The 20,667-nt window shown below is 36.8% G+C and carries 16 protein-coding genes; 3 read left to right on the top strand and 13 right to left on the bottom strand.

The features are described from left to right. Positions 1 to 9: 9 nt before the first annotated feature. Both PYW42_RS06280 and gdhA read right to left on the bottom strand, forming a co-directional pair. Positions 10 to 1,359 (bottom strand): glucose-6-phosphate isomerase, encoded by a 1,350-nt coding sequence (locus PYW42_RS06280; RefSeq protein WP_010816114.1) that lies wholly within the window; start codon positions 1,357 to 1,359, stop codon positions 10 to 12. A 181-nt stretch (positions 1,360 to 1,540) separates the two neighbouring features. Further along, a complete protein-coding gene (gdhA, locus tag PYW42_RS06275; RefSeq protein WP_002360402.1) occupies positions 1,541 to 2,887 on the bottom strand; it encodes an NADP-specific glutamate dehydrogenase in 1,347 nt (448 codons plus the stop codon). A gap of 137 nt (positions 2,888 to 3,024) precedes the next feature. Here gdhA and PYW42_RS06270 point away from each other — a divergent pair, with 137 nt between their 5' ends. Then, entirely contained in the window at positions 3,025 to 4,311 is a 1,287-nt protein-coding gene (locus PYW42_RS06270) for a BaiN/RdsA family NAD(P)/FAD-dependent oxidoreductase (RefSeq protein ID WP_002357691.1), read from the top strand. Between the two features lie 40 nt (positions 4,312 to 4,351). Here the strand turns inward: PYW42_RS06270 and abc-f are convergent, their stop codons facing one another. Beyond that, positions 4,352 to 5,818 carry a ribosomal protection-like ABC-F family protein gene (abc-f, locus tag PYW42_RS06265; RefSeq protein ID WP_002409983.1) on the bottom strand — a complete coding sequence of 489 codons (1,467 nt, stop codon included), beginning with the start codon at positions 5,816 to 5,818 and terminating at the stop codon, positions 4,352 to 4,354. A 245-nt stretch (positions 5,819 to 6,063) separates the two neighbouring features. Here abc-f and PYW42_RS06260 point away from each other — a divergent pair, with 245 nt between their 5' ends. After that, a complete protein-coding gene (locus PYW42_RS06260) occupies positions 6,064 to 6,570 on the top strand; it encodes a hypothetical protein (RefSeq protein WP_002357693.1) in 507 nt (168 codons plus the stop codon). A 25-nt stretch (positions 6,571 to 6,595) separates the two neighbouring features. Here PYW42_RS06260 and PYW42_RS06255 read toward each other — a convergent pair whose 3' ends face one another. Then, the gene (locus tag PYW42_RS06255) at positions 6,596 to 7,990 is read right to left on the bottom strand and encodes a 6-phospho-beta-glucosidase (RefSeq protein ID WP_002389128.1); all 1,395 of its coding nucleotides are present in this window, start codon (positions 7,988 to 7,990) and stop codon (positions 6,596 to 6,598) included. A 141-nt stretch (positions 7,991 to 8,131) separates the two neighbouring features. Between PYW42_RS06255 and PYW42_RS06250 the strand changes: the two genes are divergently transcribed. Continuing rightward, the gene (locus PYW42_RS06250; protein ID WP_002363900.1) at positions 8,132 to 9,130 is read left to right on the top strand and encodes a LacI family DNA-binding transcriptional regulator; all 999 of its coding nucleotides are present in this window, start codon (positions 8,132 to 8,134) and stop codon (positions 9,128 to 9,130) included. 35 nt (positions 9,131 to 9,165) lie between these two features. Here PYW42_RS06250 and PYW42_RS06245 read toward each other — a convergent pair whose 3' ends face one another. The 9 genes from PYW42_RS06245 to PYW42_RS06205 all read right to left on the bottom strand — a co-directional run bounded on the left by PYW42_RS06245 (position 9,166) and on the right by PYW42_RS06205 (position 20,574). Further along, on the bottom strand, positions 9,166 to 10,428 hold the full coding sequence (locus PYW42_RS06245) for an ABC transporter permease (protein WP_002389296.1): 1,263 nt from the start codon (positions 10,426 to 10,428) through the stop codon (positions 9,166 to 9,168). Next, a complete protein-coding gene (locus tag PYW42_RS06240) occupies positions 10,421 to 11,320 on the bottom strand; it encodes an ABC transporter ATP-binding protein (RefSeq protein WP_002357699.1) in 900 nt (299 codons plus the stop codon). The genes PYW42_RS06245 and PYW42_RS06240 overlap by 8 nt, the downstream gene beginning before the upstream one ends. A gap of 104 nt (positions 11,321 to 11,424) precedes the next feature. Beyond that, positions 11,425 to 11,682 carry a DUF3884 family protein gene (locus PYW42_RS06235; RefSeq protein WP_002384565.1) on the bottom strand — a complete coding sequence of 86 codons (258 nt, stop codon included), beginning with the start codon at positions 11,680 to 11,682 and terminating at the stop codon, positions 11,425 to 11,427. 659 nt (positions 11,683 to 12,341) lie between these two features. Next, the gene (gene uvrC / locus PYW42_RS06230; protein ID WP_002357701.1) at positions 12,342 to 14,138 is read right to left on the bottom strand and encodes an excinuclease ABC subunit UvrC; all 1,797 of its coding nucleotides are present in this window, start codon (positions 14,136 to 14,138) and stop codon (positions 12,342 to 12,344) included. Between the two features lie 164 nt (positions 14,139 to 14,302). Then, positions 14,303 to 14,617 (bottom strand): thioredoxin, encoded by a 315-nt coding sequence (gene trxA, locus PYW42_RS06225; RefSeq protein WP_002389349.1) that lies wholly within the window; start codon positions 14,615 to 14,617, stop codon positions 14,303 to 14,305. Between the two features lie 97 nt (positions 14,618 to 14,714). Then, positions 14,715 to 17,081: an endonuclease MutS2 gene (locus PYW42_RS06220; protein WP_002366632.1), complete on the bottom strand. Its 2,367-nt coding sequence runs from the start codon at positions 17,079 to 17,081 to the stop codon at positions 14,715 to 14,717. Between the two features lie 110 nt (positions 17,082 to 17,191). Continuing rightward, entirely contained in the window at positions 17,192 to 17,740 is a 549-nt protein-coding gene (locus PYW42_RS06215; RefSeq protein ID WP_002357705.1) for a CvpA family protein, read from the bottom strand. Positions 17,741 to 17,759: 19 nt separating this feature from the next. After that, on the bottom strand, positions 17,760 to 18,203 hold the full coding sequence (gene zapA, locus PYW42_RS06210; RefSeq protein WP_002357706.1) for a cell division protein ZapA: 444 nt from the start codon (positions 18,201 to 18,203) through the stop codon (positions 17,760 to 17,762). 268 nt (positions 18,204 to 18,471) lie between these two features. After that, the gene (locus tag PYW42_RS06205) at positions 18,472 to 20,574 is read right to left on the bottom strand and encodes a heavy metal translocating P-type ATPase (protein WP_002389213.1); all 2,103 of its coding nucleotides are present in this window, start codon (positions 20,572 to 20,574) and stop codon (positions 18,472 to 18,474) included. Positions 20,575 to 20,667: the final 93 nt, after the last annotated feature.

Here is a 20,667-nt window from a genome sequence, read left to right as displayed (position 1 = left end):
ATTTACAAATTATAGACGTGCATTTAAATCTTTTGCTAATTCTTCAAAACCTGGTTTACCTAATAAAGCGAACATGTTGCGTTTGTAAGCTTCAACACCTGGTTGGTCAAATGGATTAACCCCATTTAAGTAACCTGAGATGCCCACTGCAATTTCGAAGAAGTACATAACATAACCTAATGAATAAGCATCCATTGTTGGCACTTTAACGATCATGTTTGGCACACCACCATCTGTGTGAGCAAGCAACGTACCTTCGAACGCTTTTGTATTGACGAAGTCAATTTCTTTTCCTTGTAAATAGCCTAGGCCATCTAAGTCTTCATTTTGTTCTGGAATTGAAATGCTATGGCGTGGATTTTCAATTTTAACTACTGTTTCAAATAAGTTACGCATACCTTCTTGAACATATTGACCCATGGAATGTAAGTCAGTTGAAAAGTCTGCGGCTGCTGGGAAAATACCTTTGCCATCTTTTCCTTCTGATTCACCGTATAATTGTTTCCACCATTCAGAGAAATAGTGCATGCCAGGCTCATAGTTAATTAACATTTCAGTTGTTTTACCTTTACGATATAAAATGTTACGTAACGCAGCATATTGATAGGCTTGGTTTTCTTTTAAGTCGCTCGTTGCGCCGTATTCTTTACGTGCATCATTTGCACCTTCCATTAAACGATCAATATCCGCACCGCTAACAGCGATTGGTAAAAGACCTACTGGCGTTAAAACAGTGAAACGTCCGCCCACATCATCAGGAATCACAAATGTTTCCCAACCTTCCGCATCAGCTTCAACTTTTACTGCTCCTTTAGCACGGTCAGTTGTCGCATAAATACGTTTATTGGCTTCTTCTTTGCCATATTTATTAATTAATAACTCTTTAAAGACGCGGAAAGCAATCGCTGGTTCTGTCGTCGTTCCAGATTTTGAAATAACGTTGACAGAAAAATCACGATCACCAATCACATTGATTAAATCAGCTAAATAAGTTGAGCTGATGCTATTTCCAGCAAAGAAGATTTGTGGCGCTTTCCGTTCTTCTTTGGATAATAGATTATTAAATGAATGTGTCAAAAATTCAATTGCTGCACGGGCACCTAAATATGAACCACCGATACCAATGACTACTAATACCTCAGAGTCAGATTGAATTTTTGCTGCTGCTTTTTTAATGCGCGCGAATTCTTCTTTGTCATAGTTTTCTGGTAAATCAATCCAGCCAGTAAAATCATTACCAGCTCCTGTACCTTCACGTAATGCTTTGTCCACTGCAGTGACTTGTATTTGCATGTATTCCAATTCATGGTCAGCAACAAATGGTGCTAATTTGGAATAATCTAATTGAATGTGTGACATTCCTTTTCCTCCTCGAAAGTAAACTTACTACATGTATACTTTACGTGTTTTTAGACATTTTTTCAAGCAAATTCTTTTGGATAGACCAATTGTTTAATTTTAACTATTTAATTAGAGATATTTATTCTCTTAATCAAACAAACCAAGAAAAAATGCTAGGAAATCCTAGCATTTTTTGTTATTAAACGAGTCCTTGACTTAGCATCGCTGCCGCTACTTTTTCGAAGCCAGCAATATTCGCACCTAAAACAAAGTTATCTCGTGCCTGATATTCGTTAGCTGTATCACGACAAGTCTCATAAATGTTTTGCATAATTTGATCTAGCATACCGTCAACTTTTTCAAAGGACCAAGCTAAACGTTCAGCATTTTGGCTCATCTCTAATGCAGAAACCGCAACACCACCTGCATTAGCGGCTTTGCCTGGACAATAAATTACAGCTGATTTAGCAAAAACGGCGACTGCTTCTAGTGTACAAGGCATATTTGCGCCTTCTGCCACGACTTTCACTCCGTTTTTCACTAAAATAGCAGCTTGCTTTTCGTTGATTTCATTTTGTGTTGCACATGGTAACGCAATGTCATACGCTGTTTCGAAATCCCAAACAGATTCTTTGTCATAATAAGTTGCGCCTTTACGTGTTTCAACATATTTTGAAATGCGTTCACGATTTTTTTCTTTTAGTTCTTTTACTAACGCCACATCAATTCCTTCTGGATCATAGACAAAACCAGACGAATCGGAACATGTGATTACTGTGGCGCCTAGCTCAGTTGCTTTTTCCATGGCATAAATTGCGACATTCCCGCTACCAGAAACAGCGACTTTTTTGCCTTCAAACGTATCGTTTTTATCTGCTAATAAATGTTTAACAAAATAAACCGTTCCATAACCCGTCGCTTCTGTTCTTGCTTGGCTTCCCCAGTATCCTAAAGGTTTTCCAGTCAACACTCCTGCATCATAGTTGCGCAAGCGTTTATACATGCCAAACAAATAACCAATTTCACGAGCGCCTACGCCAATATCGCCTGCTGGAACATCTGTACTTGGACCAATATGTTTTTGAAGTTCGGTCATGAAACTTTGACAAAAGCGCATCACTTCAGCATCTGACTTACCTTTTGGATCAAAATCACTACCGCCTTTGCCGCCACCGATTGGCAAACCAGTTAAACTATTTTTAAAAATTTGTTCAAAGGCCAAAAACTTCATCACACTTAAATTCACACTTGGATGAAACCGCAAACCACCTTTGTATGGTCCAATCGCTGAATTATATTGGACACGATAGCCTCTGTTCACATGCCAATTGCCCTGGTCATCTTGCCACGGCACACGAAATTGAAAAATACGTTCAGGTTCAATCAAGACACCTAAAACATTTGCTTCAATGTATTGAGGATTTTTTTCTAAAAAACCTTCTACGGTTGGTAAAAACTCATCGACTGCTTGTAAATATTCTGTTTGACCTTGGTCTAATTGGTGAATTTTTTCTTGAATATTTTTAACATATTGTTTTGCGTCCATTTAATCATCCTCTCATTGTTATAGGTTTATTTTAACTGAAAATTCAAAAATTACCATAGTCAAACGTTTATTTTTTCCTTAAATCCAGAAAAAATCCTGTAATTATGGTACACTACCTATTGAATTGGAGGAGAACTATGAAGAAATTTGATGTAATTATTGTCGGTGCTGGGACGAGTGGTATGATGGCCACGATTGCGGCCGCAGAAGCTGGTGCTCAAGTATTATTGATTGAAAAAAATCGCCGTGTTGGGAAAAAATTATTAATGACTGGTGGCGGCCGCTGTAATGTAACTAATAATCGGCCCGCAGAAGAAATCATTTCATTTATTCCTGGGAATGGAAAATTTTTATACAGCGCATTTTCACAATTTGATAACTATGATATCATGAACTTTTTTGAATCCAATGGTATTCACTTAAAAGAAGAAGATCACGGACGCATGTTCCCTGTTACAGATAAATCGAAGTCAATTGTTGATGCGCTATTTAACCGCATTAACGAATTAGGAGTCACTGTTTTTACAAAAACACAGGTCACAAAATTACTACGAAAAGACGATCAAATAATTGGCGTTGAAACCGAACTGGAAAAAATTTATGCGCCGTGTGTTGTATTAACAACTGGCGGCCGCACTTATCCTTCCACAGGAGCAACTGGTGATGGCTATAAACTAGCCAAAAAAATGGGGCATACCATCAGCCCACTCTACCCTACCGAATCACCTATTATTTCTGAAGAACCTTTTATCCTTGATAAAACGTTGCAAGGTCTCTCTTTACAAGATGTTAATTTAACTGTTTTGAACCAAAAAGGAAAACCTTTAGTTAATCATCAAATGGATATGCTGTTTACACATTTTGGCATTTCAGGACCTGCCGCGCTCCGCTGTTCTAGTTTTATTAACCAAGAATTAACTCGCAACGGTAATCAACCTGTCACGGTAGCCTTGGATGTGTTTCCGACAAAATCTTTTGAAGAAGTGCTGAAAAATGTTGATTACATGATTGAGGAACAGCCAAATAAAGTGGCAAAAAATGCCTTCCATTCTTTAATACCAGAACGTCTGCTCACTTTTTATCTAGAGAAACTAGCAATTGAAGAAGTGCCTGCCAAACAACTAACAGAAAAGCAACGTCTTTCCTTTGTGGAACTACTGAAAGACTTTCAGTTCACTGTTACGAAAACATTGCCTTTGGAAAAATCTTTTGTCACAGGCGGTGGGATTTCCCTCAAAGAAGTGACCCCTAAAACAATGGAGAGCAAATTAGTCAATGGTTTATTTTTTGCTGGTGAACTTTTAGATATTAATGGCTATACTGGAGGCTACAATGTTACAGCTGCATTTGTCACTGGACATGTTGCTGGCTCCCATGCCGCAGAAATTGCAGAATACACCTATTTACCAATTGAAGAAGTCTAAACAAAAAGTCGCTATTTTAGCGACTTTTTGTTTGCTTTTTTTATTTATCAATAATTTTCCCGTTTTCTAAATAAATAGTGCGGGTGGCTACTTTTTCCACAAACGTTTCATCATGCGAAGTGAAAATTACTGTTCCTTGATAGGCACTTATAAATTCTTCAAGTGCTTGGATTGTCTCTAAATCAAGAAAATTGGTGGGTTCATCCAATAAGATGATATTATTTGGTTCTATAAATAATTGCGCCAAAGTAATTTTTATGGCTTCGCCACCACTTAGAGAAGATATCTTTGTCTGTAAATTTTCTTGTTGAAAACCTAGCCGATATAAAAGTGAACGCACAATCTTTTCAGAATAATTTGTCCGCTTCAATAAATAAGTCAACAGTGGTTCATCATTTTTTAATCGATAATCTAATTGATGATACGTTCCTAACCGAACTTTGGGAGAAAAGTAAATGGCTGGGTGACGGGCTTCAATTTGTTGAAGGAAGGTACTCTTCCCAGCACCATTTTTTCCACAAAGTGCTATTTTTTCGTTTACAGGAATTTGAACGTTCACTTGGTTAAGAATTGTTCGATTCTCATAAGCGAAAGTTAAATTTTCAATTCTAATTGGATATGGATTGTATAAAGAGAACTGATTATTAGTAGGAAAAATAATTTTTCGCTCTTGTTTTGCTTGCGCAACATCGGGTAATCTGTCAATTCTGGCATTAATCGCTTTCGCTTGTTTTTGGAGTGCTTTTTGTACGGTATCTTTTTGTTTAGAACCAGCTAACCGACTAGGTTTAATTTGCTTTTGTTTTTGTTTTTTTGAAACATGACTAGATTTTTGCGCTTGTGCTTGTTTCTTTGCGTAAGATTCCTGTAATTTTTTCTTTTCCTTTTGATACTGATGACAGACATTATATCGTGTTTGCTGTTCCAATTCTTTTTGACGACAATACGCATCGTAGTTTCCTAAATATTCTTTGACATGTCCATCCGAAACTTCCCAAATTTTCTCTGCTAATTGATTCAAGAAAAAGCGATCATGACTAACAAACAAAACGGTCCCATAATAATACGTTAAATCTGCCACTAACAACTGACGATGTTCTTTATCTAAATGTGTGGTTGGTTCATCTAAAATAACCCCGGTTGGATACTCTGAAAATAATGTTGCTAAGCGTTTTTGGACTTTTTCGCCACCACTTAGTTTTTGATTTTTCTGATTTAGCAAACAGTTTTTGTCAGTTTTCTCTGGTTCATTCGTTATTTCTTCAGCTACTTGTGCCAAGTAATGAAAGTCGTTCAATCTTTGAACTTTTCCTTTGTCTGATTGAATCTTACCCATAATTAAATTGAGCAGTGTTGATTTTCCTGCACCGTTTTTACCAATAATCCCAATTTTTTCATTTTCATATACAAATAATTCATCAATTTCTAGAATTGGTTTTCCCGAAAAGTGAATACTTACTTCTTTCAGATGAATACTTAATTTTTTCATTTTGCCCTCTTCTTTCATTTCTGAAACGAAAGAATCTTGGGTACGCAAAAAAGGACAGCCTAATCGCTATCCTTGTAGTTTCGTATAAAAGTACACACGCCACCCATGAATTTTAATTTCAGACTTTTTGATAAGATTTATTCAATTTATTTTGTCAAAAAGTCAATCCAAATTCTGATAGATGCCAACATACAATTATACCTCCTCGTTTAATTACTCCCACATTAACACCTCTGCTTTCTTTTGTCAATTCTGACCCTAAAATGAGAGAATCGGACTTTAGTAGGATACAATTTTACCGAAACTATGGCAAAATAAAGACGGAGGTGAAAACCATGAAGATTACATTGACACGAAAAACATCAGCTTGGGGCGCGTTACGCTATTTTACATTTTATAAAAATGGTGTGCATCAAGGGAAACTTTTTACTAATGTACCTATTGAAATTGAGGCTGATCCTGGAGATGTTTTAACGTTCTATGAAGGCTGGTTCCAATTTTATCGGCGCATTGAAGTTACTGAAGATACCAAAGAAATCACGATTATCAATTCTAAAAAATTGCAACATGTTTTTTATACCTGTGTCGTCTTATTTTTAATTTTAACGCTATTATTCCTTTCCGCACAGAAACTTTCGACGTTTATTATTGCTGAAATTTTAATTTACTCTGGTATTCAATGGCTGTTCCGGCAACAAACCTATCATTTTACTGTCAAGAAAAAAACGGAATCCTTTGCTTCCTATTCTAAAAAAAGTATCGCACACTAAACGAATCTTTAGCGTGCGATATTTTTTAATTACTTTTCATTAATTCGGCCACATATGTGACTGTTTCTGGTTGTGTTTCTTCAATTTTATTAATCGCATCTGCAAAATTCGGTAAATGCGATTTGTGGGCAATTAATAATTCGTCCAACAAGGTCTTCGCCATGACGCCGCCAGGAACTAATGGATTAATAGTGAAAGCATGCAATGCTGCGCCGTAATCACCATTGATGGCTGCTCGAATAACCGTTTCTTCCATAGCTTTCATATTTTGAATAATTCCTCGTGCTGCTGGTGGAAAGGCCCCCCAGTTGTAAGGTTCATGGCCATGTGCTGTCACAGGTCCAGATACTTCTACAACACAATCATACGGTAAATCAGTAATTGTCCCATTATTTTCAGTAGAAACAACCATATCCGTTCGTTTATCATTATAAATTGATGCAATCATTTCACAAGCTGCATCGCTATAGTGTGTGCCGCCCCGTTCTTCTAATTCTTTTGGTTTGTAATCTAGTTTGGGATCTTTATACAATTCAAACAGACGACCTTCCGTTTCTTTAACCACTTGTGCTCTTGTTTCGCCCCGTTCATACTCTTCGATGGAATGCCTCAACATCTCATCTTCAATATAATAATAGCGATGATAACCACATGGTAACATTCCTAAATCTTTTAACTGTTCATAATGGAACGGCGCATCAAAAATATTTTTCAAATGACTTTCTTGCTCTTGCTTAGGTCCGTAAATTAAATCAATGAGTTCTTGTGTTCGCTCTTGTCCTTCTTTGTCCCAAACGCGGTGCCAATGGAAATGATTAATTCCAGCAAATTTAAAGAATAAGTCTTCTTCTGGAATTCCCAGCATTTCGGCCGCTTGTTTTCTATGACCAATCGGCACATTACATAAGCCAACTGTTTTTTTCCAACCGCCATGTTTAATTGCAGCTTCCGTAACCATTCCAGCTGGATTAGTAAAATTCACTAACCAAGCATCTGGGCAAAGGCGTTTCATATCGTCAATAATAGCTAAAATGACAGGAATTGTTCGAAATGCTTTAAACATTCCTCCCGCGCCATTTGTTTCTTGGCCTAATACTCCATGGGACAAAGGAATCCGTTCATCTTTAATGCGAGCATCTAATAATCCTACACGAAACTGTGTTGAAACAAAATCCGCCCCTTTTAAGGCTGCTTCACGGTCCAATGTTAAATGAACTTCCCAATCTAAACCAGCAGCTTTAATCATGCGCTTCGCCATTGCACCTACGATTTCCAATTTTTCTTTACCAGCTTCAATATCGACTAACCAAATTTCCTTAATTGGCAGTTCATCTTTTCTTTTAATGTATCCTTCAATTAATTCAGGTGTATAACTAGAACCGCCACCAATTGTTGCAATTTTTAATGCTCCTCTTGTCATCCGTCTTCTTCCTCCTTGATTAAATTGTTATCGTTTACATATTTAGGATAAATTATGGGAATGTTCCCATGTCAAGCACTATTTTCAAAAAAATGTATGCTATACTTCTTATAAGAATACATTCCACTTTGGAGGTAAAAAATGACGTCTATCATTGATGTAGCAAAAGTTGCCGGTGTCTCGAAATCGACTGTTTCTCGCTTAATTTCTGGAAAAGGATATGTGAGTGCCGATAGTCAAGAAAAAATTCTCAAAGCAATGAAAGAATTAAATTATACCCCGAATTATGTGGCGCGGAATTTACGAGCAGGTGCCACAAAAACCATTGGCTTTTTAGCCCCTAGCTATTTAGGTTCATTAGGTATTTTCTTGAATCGCTTTATTTCAATTGCCAAAAAATACAATTATTCCGTAACCTTATTTTTTACAGATGGCGATCAGCAGAAAGAAATTGATGCCTTGAACCAATTAAAATACAAACAATTAGATGGCTTGTTTTTATTGACACGAACAAATGAATGGTCAGTGATTGAGCCATACAGCGCGTATGGTCCTTTAGCAACCTGGCATCGTATCGATTCACCTAATATATACTCTTCCTACATTGATCATTACTCTGGTTATTATCGTTCCTTAGAATATTTACAACAACAAGGATACCAAAAAATTGGTCATGTCCTCGGTAATCCCGAAAATTTAAACACACACGCACGAAAACGTGCAATGAAAGATTTTTATGAAAACACTCAGGCACCTTGGCAAGCTGAGTGGCTGATTAATGATCAGTATACTAACCATTCTGGTCGCAAAATTGCCCATTACTGGCAACAATTAACCGACAAGCCAGAAGCTTTGGCCTTTTATAATGATCACGTAGCAGCTGAGTTTATTTCAGAACTTGAAAATCTAAATTATGCCGTTCCTCGCGATGTCGCTGTCATTGGCTTTGATAATAGTTATGTCAGTGAGTTGATGCATATTACGACTGTTGATTATGCCATTCAGTATCAAGCCGAAAACTCATTTATTTACCTATACAACCAATTAAATCAGACGAACATTCCTGAAAAAAAATTAACCGTTCGTCTAGTTGAACGACGAACGGTGCCTAAAAAAGACCCGGCAGATCAGTCACTTTGACTGATTTACCGGGTCCTTTTAGAGTTAAACAAGGATTATTTATGCTTTTGTTCATTTTTTAAAATAGAAATTGACTGTTTTAAAGATTGAATCATGCCGCCTTCACTGTATACAAGAACGTTTGATTTGTATAAACGAGCAGAGAAGATTGTTAAAATAATTCCAAAAACTGCCAAAATCACTAATGAGACAATTGCTTCCATTGTTGATGCCGTTTCGGTCGCCAAGCGTACTGGCATAATGTATGACGAAATCAGCGGAATAAAGGAAGTCACTTTCACCACGATATTTTGTGGATCATTCGTCCCAAACGTAATGCCGATCATATAACCGATTAAACCAATATACATGATGGGCTGAACTGCTTTTGCTGTATCCTCTGGTTTGGAAACAAGAGAACCACAAAGTGCTGCCAAAACAGCAAAAACGAGAATACCAATAATGAAAAAGCCTAATGTAAAAATAAAGGTTGATGAAAAAATACTTTGTGGTGAAATACCACTTAATAGACTTTTCATAAAATCAAGATTTTTCAATTGAGAATAGCCGAGAACAAACGCCACTCCGTAAATGAAAATTTGTGTTAAAGCTACTAGAATAACCCCAGTTAATTTGCCATAAAAATGGGTTTGCGCTTTTGTACTAGAGAGAATAACTTCCATGATTCTAGTGCCTTTTTCAGAAGCAATCTCTTGGGCAATAATTGAAGAATAACTGCTGATGAAGACAAATAACAAAATTGTTATCCCCATTGCTAACGCCATTTGAATCCCTGTGTTATCTTCTCCTGTTTTTATTTTACCATTTTCATCAAAACTAATTTTGGCTTTTTTAAATGTTGCTTGTTGATTCAACATGGCAACTTGCTCAGCTGTTAGGTTTAAACGATTGGCATTCACCATTGTTTGTAATTGGTTTAACATTTGAGGAATTAGCATCTCGGTTGCATTTCCTAAAGAGCGTTCAGAGTAAAGCTGACCAGAAATCTGATTATCTGTAGTGTCCAAAAGTAAATAGGCATCAATTTTCTCGTCTTTTAATTGTTCTTGGGCCTTTTTCTCAGAAGAAACAGCTTTGAAAGAAAAGTCCTCTGTTTTATTCTTTGTCAACTCTTTAACGAGCGCTTGATTTTCCGAAACCAGACCAATGGTAGTATCTCCTGAAAAACCGCTAGCTAGAGAGCCCGCTAAGTAAACAATTCCTACAAGAAGAAATGGCGCTAAAATCATGATTAAGAAAGACAGCGACTTCACATTTTTCTTATAGACATCAGTCGCAATAATCCAAAATTTACTCATCTTGCCCACCTACTTTCATTTTGAAAATTTCTTCCAATGTTGGTGGTTGTTGATTAAACATTGGAATGTAGCCGTTGGCTGTCGCTTTATCAAACAACACTTTGCCCACTTCAGCGTTTTCTAATGTCGCTTCTAAGACGCCATCTTGTCGCAAGTGTGCTTCTTTCACACCTGCTGTAGCAGCAACTTCCTCAACAGATAACGGTGATTCTAAAAATAATTTTGTTCGACCAAATTGTTGTCGAATTTCATGAACCTGACCATCTAAAACCATGCGTCCATTTTTTAACATGACTAAATGGTCACAGATTTTTTCCACATTGTCCATATTATGACTGGAAAAAATGACACAAGAACCTTGATTTTTCAATTCAATAATGCCGTCTTTTAATAATTCTGCATTAACTGGATCCAAGCCACTGAATGGTTCGTCTAAAATAATTAACTTCGGTTCATGAATAAGTGTCGCAATCAATTGAACTTTTTGTTGATTTCCTTTTGATAAAGATTTAACTTTATCTGTTTTTTTGCCTTTAACTTGAAATTTTTCCATCCAAAAGTCAATTTTAGGTTCAATTTCTTTTTTAGTTTTTCCCCGCAACGAAGCGAAATAAATTAGTTGGTCTTCAATCGTAATTTTAGGATATAAACCCCGTTCTTCTGGTAAATAACCAATAATATTGTACTCTTTTTCATTTAATGGTTGACCATTCCATAAAACCGACCCGCTATCTTGTGTTAAAAAATTTAAAATCAAGCGAAACGTAGTTGTTTTCCCGGCACCATTTTGGCCAATTAATCCTAAAATTTTCCCGTCTGGTATCGTAAAGGATACATGATCAACTGCTTTAAAATCCCCAAAGGTTTTGACTAACTCTTTTACCTCTAACACATAAACGCCCCCTTCACTTTTTCTAAACCGCTGTTTAGTTACTCATATCGTATCTTTCCTGTGTTGGCTTGTCAATGACAATTGTTATGGAAAGATGTTGCACTTTAATCAGACGCTTTATTTTCTGCTAAGCGAAAAAGACCATCCGTCTCGGCAGAAATATGCACTTCATTTGCGGTCAAGCCTGTGCTTTCATAAAATGTATTTTTAAATTCCTTTGCCGATTTTGATGATTGACAGGCCCAAATTCGACCTGTACGATTCAGCCACGTACCCAATTCATTCATTAAACGCTCATCAATCAGTAATTGATTTGATACTTTTTTAAATTTTATTTGATAAACGGGCGTTAGTATTTTCATGATCAGACGTCCTCTCTTTTAAGTTAGTATTAGTATATCACGAAAGAAATCGTTATCATATTTTCTTGAGAGTTCAACTTTTCATGAAAAAATTGAATAAAAAAAACAGAGCCTGGGACAAAAATCACTTTGGATTTTTGTCCCAGGCTTAAAACCTTATAAACGGCGGGAACAGAACCAACACTACGCGTTGCTCCGATCTCAACAACTTCTAAGGTGTTTTCTCGACATGCGTCTCGTCACAGTACAGCCTTCAAAAGAGCTCCAGCTCTAAGAGTTGCGATGTTTCACTGTGAAGCATGAACAGATGAAATCATCGTACCTACTTGGTGAAGGTCCTTCGGAAATAAGCCGAAATTGTTGAGAATCACGAAGAACGTAGTGATTCGATGATGAACAATACCTACTTAGTCTCCAAAAATTAAAGAGCACCGGGTCCTTCAATTCTAGCATGTTCCATGCTTAGAAATTGATGCGAACGAAACGGAGTGTAGTGTATCATGCAACATCAACTCGTTCCTCGTTGTGTTTTATGACAATTTTCGGAAATTCCTTCTTATTGCTGAGAAACACTATTTGCAAAGCAAATAGATGTTGAACAGTACCTACTTGGTTCTCGGAGCTAAACGTTTCTGTCCCGACCTCTGGCTTGTTTTCATTTATTTTTCTATCTCAGAGGTTGTTTCTTGGTGCAAATGACGATACACATTCTTCGCGACAGTTTCAGGTAACCCAGCTTTTCTTAATTCTTCAACACTGGCTGCCGTAATATTTTTAAGCGATTTAAATTCTTTTAAAAGATTTTTTTTGCGTTTTGGTCCCAAGCCTTCAATGTTATCTAATTTGGAAGCAAAACTATTTTTACTACGTAATTGACGATGGAATGTGATGGCGAAACGATGGACTTCATCTTGGATTCGTTGCAACAAGAAAAATTCTTGTGAGTTTCTTTCCAATGGTACAACTTCTAAGTTTGGACCAAATAAAAGTTCACTCGTTTTGTGCTTGTCGTTCTTGGCTAATCCAGCTACAGGAATATCGACTCCTAGTTGATTGGCTAACACATCTTTAGCAACATCGACTTGGCCTTTACCACCATCGATTAAAATTAAATCAGGAAAAGGCAAGCCTTCTTTTAAAACTCGTGAATATCTGCGATAAATGACTTCTCTCATAGAAGCGTAATCATCAGGACCTTGCACAGTTTTTATTTTATATTTTCGATACTCATTTTTAGCTGGCCGTCCGTCAATAAACACAACCATCGCAGAAACAGGGTTTGTTCCCATAATATTTGAATTATCAAATGCTTCAATTCGAATGGGCGCAGGTATGTTCATCGCATTGCCTAATTTTTCAACTGCGCCAATTGTTCGTTCTTGTTTCCGTACAATCAAATCGAATTTTTCATTTAAAGCAACTGCAGCATTTTTACTGGCTAATTTAACCAGTTTTTTCTTTTCTCCCCGTTGCGGCTGCAAGACTTTCGTAGCTAATAAAGCTTCGACGCTTTCTTTATCAATGTCATCAGGAATCAAGACTTCTTTTGGCACAAAATGCTCATTCTCTTGATAAAATTGTCCAATAAAAGTTAAAAATGCTTCACTGGCATCATCATAAAATGGAAAAATCGATACATCACGTTCGATTAATTTTCCTTGTCTGACAAAGAATACTTGGACACACATCCAGCCTTTATCAACAGCATAACCAAACACATCACGATCAATTAAATCTACATTCGTCATTTTTTGGCGGGTCATAACTGTTTCAATCGCTTTAATTTGATCGCGAAATTCTGCAGCTTTTTCAAATTCCATATGTGCAGCTGCATAAGCCATTTTTTCTTGTAAGCGGTCCTGAATTTCTGTATGTCCACCAGAGAGAAATCCTTTAATCTCTTCCACCATATCTTTGTAGACTTGCGGATCCACATCAAAAGCATAGGGACACAGACATTGTCCTAAATGATAATACAAACAAGGTGTTTTTTGCGACGGATTACATTTTCGCAAAGGAAAAAGCCGATCTAACAGTTTCTTTGTTTCATTCGCTGCATTTACATCTGGATATGGGCCAAAATATAACGCTTTATCTTTTAAAACCTTTCGAGTAATCATTAAACGAGGATATTTTTCGTTTGTGATTTTGATAAAAGGATAGGTTTTATCGTCTTTTAACATGATGTTATATTTGGGATTATTTTTATGGATTAAATTAATTTCTAATAAAAGTGCTTCAATATTCGATTCTGTCACAATATATTCAAAATCATCGATTTCACTGACTAATCGTTCTGTCTTAGTATCATGGCTACCACGAAAATAAGATCGGACACGGTTTTTCAAAATTTTGGCTTTCCCAACATAGATAATCGTGCCGTTTTTATCTTTCATTAAATAACAACCAGGTTGATCAGGAAGCAGTGCTAATTTATTTTTTATTCGTTCGTTCATACGATACTTCCTTTCTAACAAAATGCTTCGTCTATTATACACCTCTTTTTGTAATTAAACAAAAAAAGCCGCTACTTTATGTACGAAAGAAACAGCCTGAAAAGACAATCGTTAAAGATTTCCCTTCAGACTGAATCAGACTATTCGTAATGACTAATCAACGTTTATAAGTGTTTGGAAATCATTGCTTGCAATTGGTCTTTTGTATGAACACCGACTGCTTTTTCAACAACTTCGCCATCTTTTTTCAATAGCAATGTTGGGATGCTCATGATTCCAAAACTTGCTGGTGTTGCAGGATTTTCATCCACATCCATTTTGACGATTTTCACTTCGTCTTCATCATATTCTTCAGATAATTGTTCTAAGATGGGTGCTTGCATACGACAAGGGCCACACCAAGTTGCCCAAAAGTCGATTAAGACTAATCCTTCATCTGTTTCTGTTGCAAAATCTTTATCGGTAATTGCTTGTGTCATTTCACAAACCTCCTACTCTTTACTCTTATTACATGCTTAGTATAACACGTCATCTCTAAGATAGCGAGTGTTCTGCTTACTTATTGTAAGTCCTTGTTTATTGGAATTTTACGACAGTCGCACCATTACCACCTTGGTTTTGTGGCGCAAATTCATAGCTTTTCACACTGCGGTGATTTTTTAAAAATTCCGTTATTCCAGTTCTTAATGCACCTGTTCCTTTGCCGTGAACAATGGTTACTTGTGGATAGCCCGCTAGAATCGCAGCATCAATGTATTGGTCAACTTCTGCCAATGCTTCTTCGTAGCGTTTGCCACGTAAGTCTAGTTGTGTGCCAACATGACTGCTTTCTGCAGAACGAACCGTTGTAACTCTTGGTTTTGCTTCTTTTTGTGGAGCGACAGGCGTCATATCCTCTTCAGATACGTTCATTTTTAAAATGCCTAATTGGACTTGCCATTGTCCTTTGCCGTTGTCTTTTAATAATGTCCCTCGTTGGCCGTAAGTATTGACAATTACTTCATCGCCAGCTTTTAATTTTTTCTGTTCTTTCGCCTTCTTCAGCACTTTGTTTTTAGCAAGCTTGGTTTCTTCGTGGTGTAATTGAGAAAGTTGTGTTTTCGCATCAATTAACTGATGTTCTTTGACACCACCTTGTTGGCCACTTTCCAATTGCATTTTGCGAATATCAGAAATAATAGTTTCCGCATTTTCTTCCGCTTCTGCAATAATTTTATTCGCTTCTTTCCGCGCTTTTTGTAATTCTTTTTCTCGTTCTTCAAAAAACACTTGATAGGCTTCTTTCAGTTCTTTATGCAAAGCCGCCGATTCATCGACATAGTGGCGAGCTTCTAAATATTCAGTTTCGGCCATTTTGCGACGGTTTTCCAGGTCTTCAATCATTTCGTTTAAATCTTGACTTTCACCGTCCATTATTTGTTTTGCAGCTTCAATAATACTGTTGTCTAATCCAAGACGTTTCGAAATTTCAAAAGCATTACTTCGGCCAGGCACGCCAATTAATAAACGATAGGTTGGACTCAAGGTATCTACATCAAATTCCATACTGGCATTGATTGTTCCAGCTCGATTATAGCCATACACTTTTAATTCAGGATAATGGGTTGTTGCCATCACATAGGCTCCTTTAGCACCCAATGAATCTAAAATGGCAATAGCTAAAGCGGCCCCTTCTTGCGGATCTGTCCCAGCACCTAATTCATCAAATAGTACTAAACTTTGATGATCGACTTTCTTTAAGACAGACACGATATTCGTCATATGTGAAGAGAAAGTACTTAAACTTTGTTCAATCGATTGTTCATCCCCGATATCCGCAAATACTTCTGTAAAAATCCCCATTTTACTCTCTTCTTCAACTGGAATAGGTAATCCAGCTTGACCCATTAATTGTAAAAGACCTAACGTTTTCAGAGTAATGGTTTTCCCGCCGGTATTAGGCCCTGTAATCACAATTGCTTGATATTCTTCTCCAATCACAATGTCATTGGCTACAGCTTTTTCTGGATCCAATAGCGGGTGCCGGGCTTGTTTAAAAACTACATGATTTGCTTGACTAATTTCTGGAACAACTGCTTTTAGTTCTTTTCCTAGTCGTGCCTTAGCATTAATAAAATCAAGTTTACCGATGACATAGGCATTATGCGTAATTTCACGGCGATAAGGGACCAACTCGGCCGACAGTTCTGCCAAGATGCGAGTAATCTCATTTCTTTCGGCAATTTGTTGTTGTCGCAAGCGATTATTCATTTCTAAAATTTGTTTAGGTTCAATAAATAAGGTTTGTCCTGAAGCACTTTGGTCGTGAACCACGCCACCAAAAATATTTTTATATTCTTGTTTGACTGGAATCACGTAGCGTTCATTTCGCATAGTAACAAGGGCATCACTAAGGTAACGTGCGTTTTTCCCACGAATAATACTATCTAGTTCTTCTCGAATGGTCTGCTCACTACGTCGAATATTTTGCCGAATTGCCTTTAAGGCTGGCGAAGCTTCATCTGTGACGTAGCCATCATCATCAATGGCTTGTTTGAGTTGGCGATTTAATTCAGGCAAAACTTCTAGTTGCTCTCGCCACATATATAAACGTTCAAAATCCACTTCATTTTCACTTAACTCATCAAAAAAACGAGTCAGTTCTGAAGTAGTCGACAAGACACGGCCTACTTGTGCTAATTCTATGCCATTTAAATCCGCACCAATTTCAATCCGTTTCATGTGTGGTTGGATATTTTCTAATTTAGGAATGGGGATTCCACCACGTAATCGTTGAACTTTTAAACCATCCTGTGTTTCATTTAGCCATGCTTGAATTTTATTTTCATCAGCAATCGGTAATAATTCCGAAACTTCGTTTGTCCCCTGAGCTGTCACAATAAATTGCAACAACTGTTGTTTTACTTTATCAAACCCTAATGTTGATAGAATACGCTGATTCATTTTTCCACCTACTTTTCTAACTTTTTCATTTGTTTAAAAGACTGAGACATAACATAAGAAGTTTCGCTTTGCTCACTTACTTCTTATCTCTATCTCAGTCCCATTCAGCTTTATTTCGTAATTGGTTCAACCCATAATTCATATGCTTGTTTTGTTAGAATTGGGGTATTTTTTACAATGCCTCGTGCCAAGCCACTTGACCGAAACTGATTTTGGACAATATCTGACGGAATCATTGACGCCGTAGCTAACACTAGAAAAAGACCCACGTATAACACAAGAACACTTAATACGCCACCTAATAGTCCATTTACCTGTTTCAAAACTGGAATAAATGTTAATCCATGTAAAAAGATAGCTAAAAAACGAACGACCAACCAGCCTGCAAACAGCAATAATAGAAACGCAACCGCTGAATAAAAGGCTTTGTCCAAGTCTAAAGAAATCTCTTGATTAAAAAAGACAAGCTTTGACGTTGGCGTAACCGATGGATATGGAATATACAATTCTAAATGAGAAGCGACCTCTTTGTAATAGGTTCGAGCAACAAAATATGAAATTAAGTAACCTACCGAATAGAGCACTTGTAAAATCAAGCCTCGTTTAGCTCCTGTATAAAATCCAAAGGCTAAAAGTAATAAAATAAGTATTGTTAACATCTTGTCATCCTTTCAGGAACTACTCCGAAACACCTTTATTTTGAATCTGCTGTTTTCGATTTTCATTCAAAATTTGTTGGGCTTCCACATGATTATGAATTTCTACATCTTCTTGTCCATTCTTTTTCAAAACATCCCGTGCTTCTTCTTCGATAATTTCCATTCGGCGCACACGATTCTCTAATTCAGCCAAACGAATGGTTTTCTGTTTTAAATCTGCTACTTGTTTTTCCAATTTTAAAGCATATTCTTGTTTTTTTAGTTGATCTGAAATTGCATTAATTGCTAATAAAACAGAAGCTTGTTCCGTATCAGTTTGCGGAGAAAGATGTTTAATTTCCGCCAGTTGTTCGTTGACAATTTTTGTGACTAAATCCATATGTTGTTTTGACTCTTGGCCAATAATTGTATACGTATGGTCTGCAATGATTGCTTTATATCGTGTTTTTTCATTTGATGCCATGTTGAGGTTCCCTCCTGTAAATCAATCCATTCTTGCTTATTGTACCATGAAAAAAAAGCGAAGCGCAATTTTCGTACAAATTCTTTCTTATTATATGCCACAAAGCGAAAAATTTAAAGATTTCTTTACAAGAACTCTGGCAATTTAAGAACGAATAGAAATTGTGTAGGAGAAAAAGCGTGGAACAAAAAGTCAAAGTGATTTTTGTCCCACGCTCAAAACCTGATAATCAGCTAAAAACGTTCGTCTCAGCTGTACTTTTTAAGGCTTAGTTATTATCTTTCATCTTTTCTACACGTAAACAACGCATAGCATTTAAAACAGCGATAATAGTTACACCAACATCAGCAAACACTGCTGCTTGCATTGAAGCCAAGCCTAATGCACCTAGTGCCAAGACAATGATTTTAACAGCAATCGCAAAGATAATGTTTTGTTTAACAATTCTCAATGTTTTTCTTGATAATTTAATCGCAGAGGCGATACGACTTGGTTCATCATTCATAATCACCACATCAGCAGCTTCAATTGCCGCGTCACTTCCTAAACCACCCATGGCAATCCCAACATCAGCCCGGGCTAAAACAGGTGCATCATTCATACCATCACCAACAAAGGCAACTTTGTTTTTAGGTGAAGATGCTTTTAACAACTCTTCTAAACGATCCACTTTACCATCTGGTAAAAGTTCTGCATAAACTTTGTCAACACCAACTTCTTTTGCAATAGCTTCTGCAACTTGTTGATTGTCTCCAGTCAGCATAACAGTTTGTTTGACCCCTTCAGCCTTTAATTCTTTTATTGCTGAAATGGCGTCTGGTTTCAATTGATCCGCAATCACTAAATAGCCTGCAAATTGATTATCAATAGCGACAAAAATTAAAGTTCCCGCTTCCTTCACTTCTGGTGCTTCGATACCAAATTGTTTCATTAACTTCGCATTACCGACTAAAACTGTTTTACCTTCAATTGTGGCTTTGATACCGTGTCCGGCAACCTCTTCAATTGCTGTTGCTGGAACAGTTTCTTTGCCATAGCTTTCTTTAATAGAAATAGCAATTGGATGAGTGGATAATTGTTCTGCTGTTGCTGTTAAACGCAACAACTCTTCTTCGGGTAAGACAACACTAGTTATGTTTTGAACCACAAAATTTCCTTTTGTTAGCGTACCAGTTTTATCAAAAACAATTGTTTCTGTATTCGCTAAAATTTCTAAATAGTTACTTCCTTTAATTAAAACACCTAGTTTGCTGGCTCCGCCAATTCCACCGAAGAAACTTAAAGGAACAGAAATGACTAAGGCACATGGACAAGAAATAACCAAGAACGTTAATGCCCGATAAACCCATTCATTAATAGAAGTATCAGGGAAAATAAATGGTGGAATCACTGCCAATAGGATAGCTAAAACAACGACAACTGGTGTATAGTAACGAGCAAATTTAGAAATAAAGTTTTCTGCAGGGGCTTTTTTACTGCTAGCATTTTCAACTAAATCTAAAATTTTGCTAACTGTTGAATCCCCAAATTTTTTCGTAACATTAATGGTCAAGGCCCCATTTTTATTGATAAAACCACCTAAGATTTCATCGCCGACTTTGACCGTTCTTGGAACGGATTCACCAGTCAACGCAGAGGTATCTACCATACTTGATCCATCAATAATTTGACCATCTAATGGAACTTTTTCACCTGGTTTCACTAATATTTGTTGCCCAATTTCAATTGTATCTGGAGCGACCGCTTTTATTTGTCCATTTACTAAAAGATTTGCTGAATCTGGACGAATATCCATTAATTTGGCAATTGATTTTCTGGATTGATCAACCGCAGCACTTTGGAACCATTCGCCGACTTGGTAGAACAACATTACTGCCACAGCTTCGGGATATTCCCCAATAAAGAATGCCCCGATCGTTGCCACAGACATTAAGAAATTTTCATCAAACACTTCCCCACGAAAAATATTCGTTACCGCTCGTTTGACAATGTCGCCACCAATTAAGACATAAACGACTAAATAAGACGCCAAAGCAACCCAATTATTACTTGGTTTAATGATAATAAGTGCTAAAAATAAAACAAATGCAATAATGATACGAATTAAGCGATTCTTATTTGGATTACGTCCCTCTTCTTCTTTGACATCTTTTAAAGAAATAACTTTGACATCTGGTTCTAACTTACCAATCACTGCACGCGCTTCATTTTCGACTTCTAAATCATGTCCTGATTCAACCTCCAGTGTCATCTTTTCAGCCATGAAGTCCACACGCGCTTTTTCTACTCCGTGAATTTTTTGGACAGATTTTTCAATTTTATCTGCACAACTTGCACAATCAAGTCCTTCTAGTTTATAACTCTTTTGCATTTAAACACCTTCACTCCCTATATAATAGCGATTATTCCGTTTACATGAATAACCTTTCATGAATCTATTATAAATGAAGATGCAATCATATGT

This window comes from Enterococcus faecalis (genome assembly GCF_029024925.1).
Taxonomy (GTDB): Bacteria; Bacillota; Bacilli; order Lactobacillales; family Enterococcaceae; genus Enterococcus; species Enterococcus faecalis.
The sequence above is the reverse complement of the archived record's forward strand: the minus strand, read 5'-3'. Positions and strand labels throughout refer to the sequence as shown.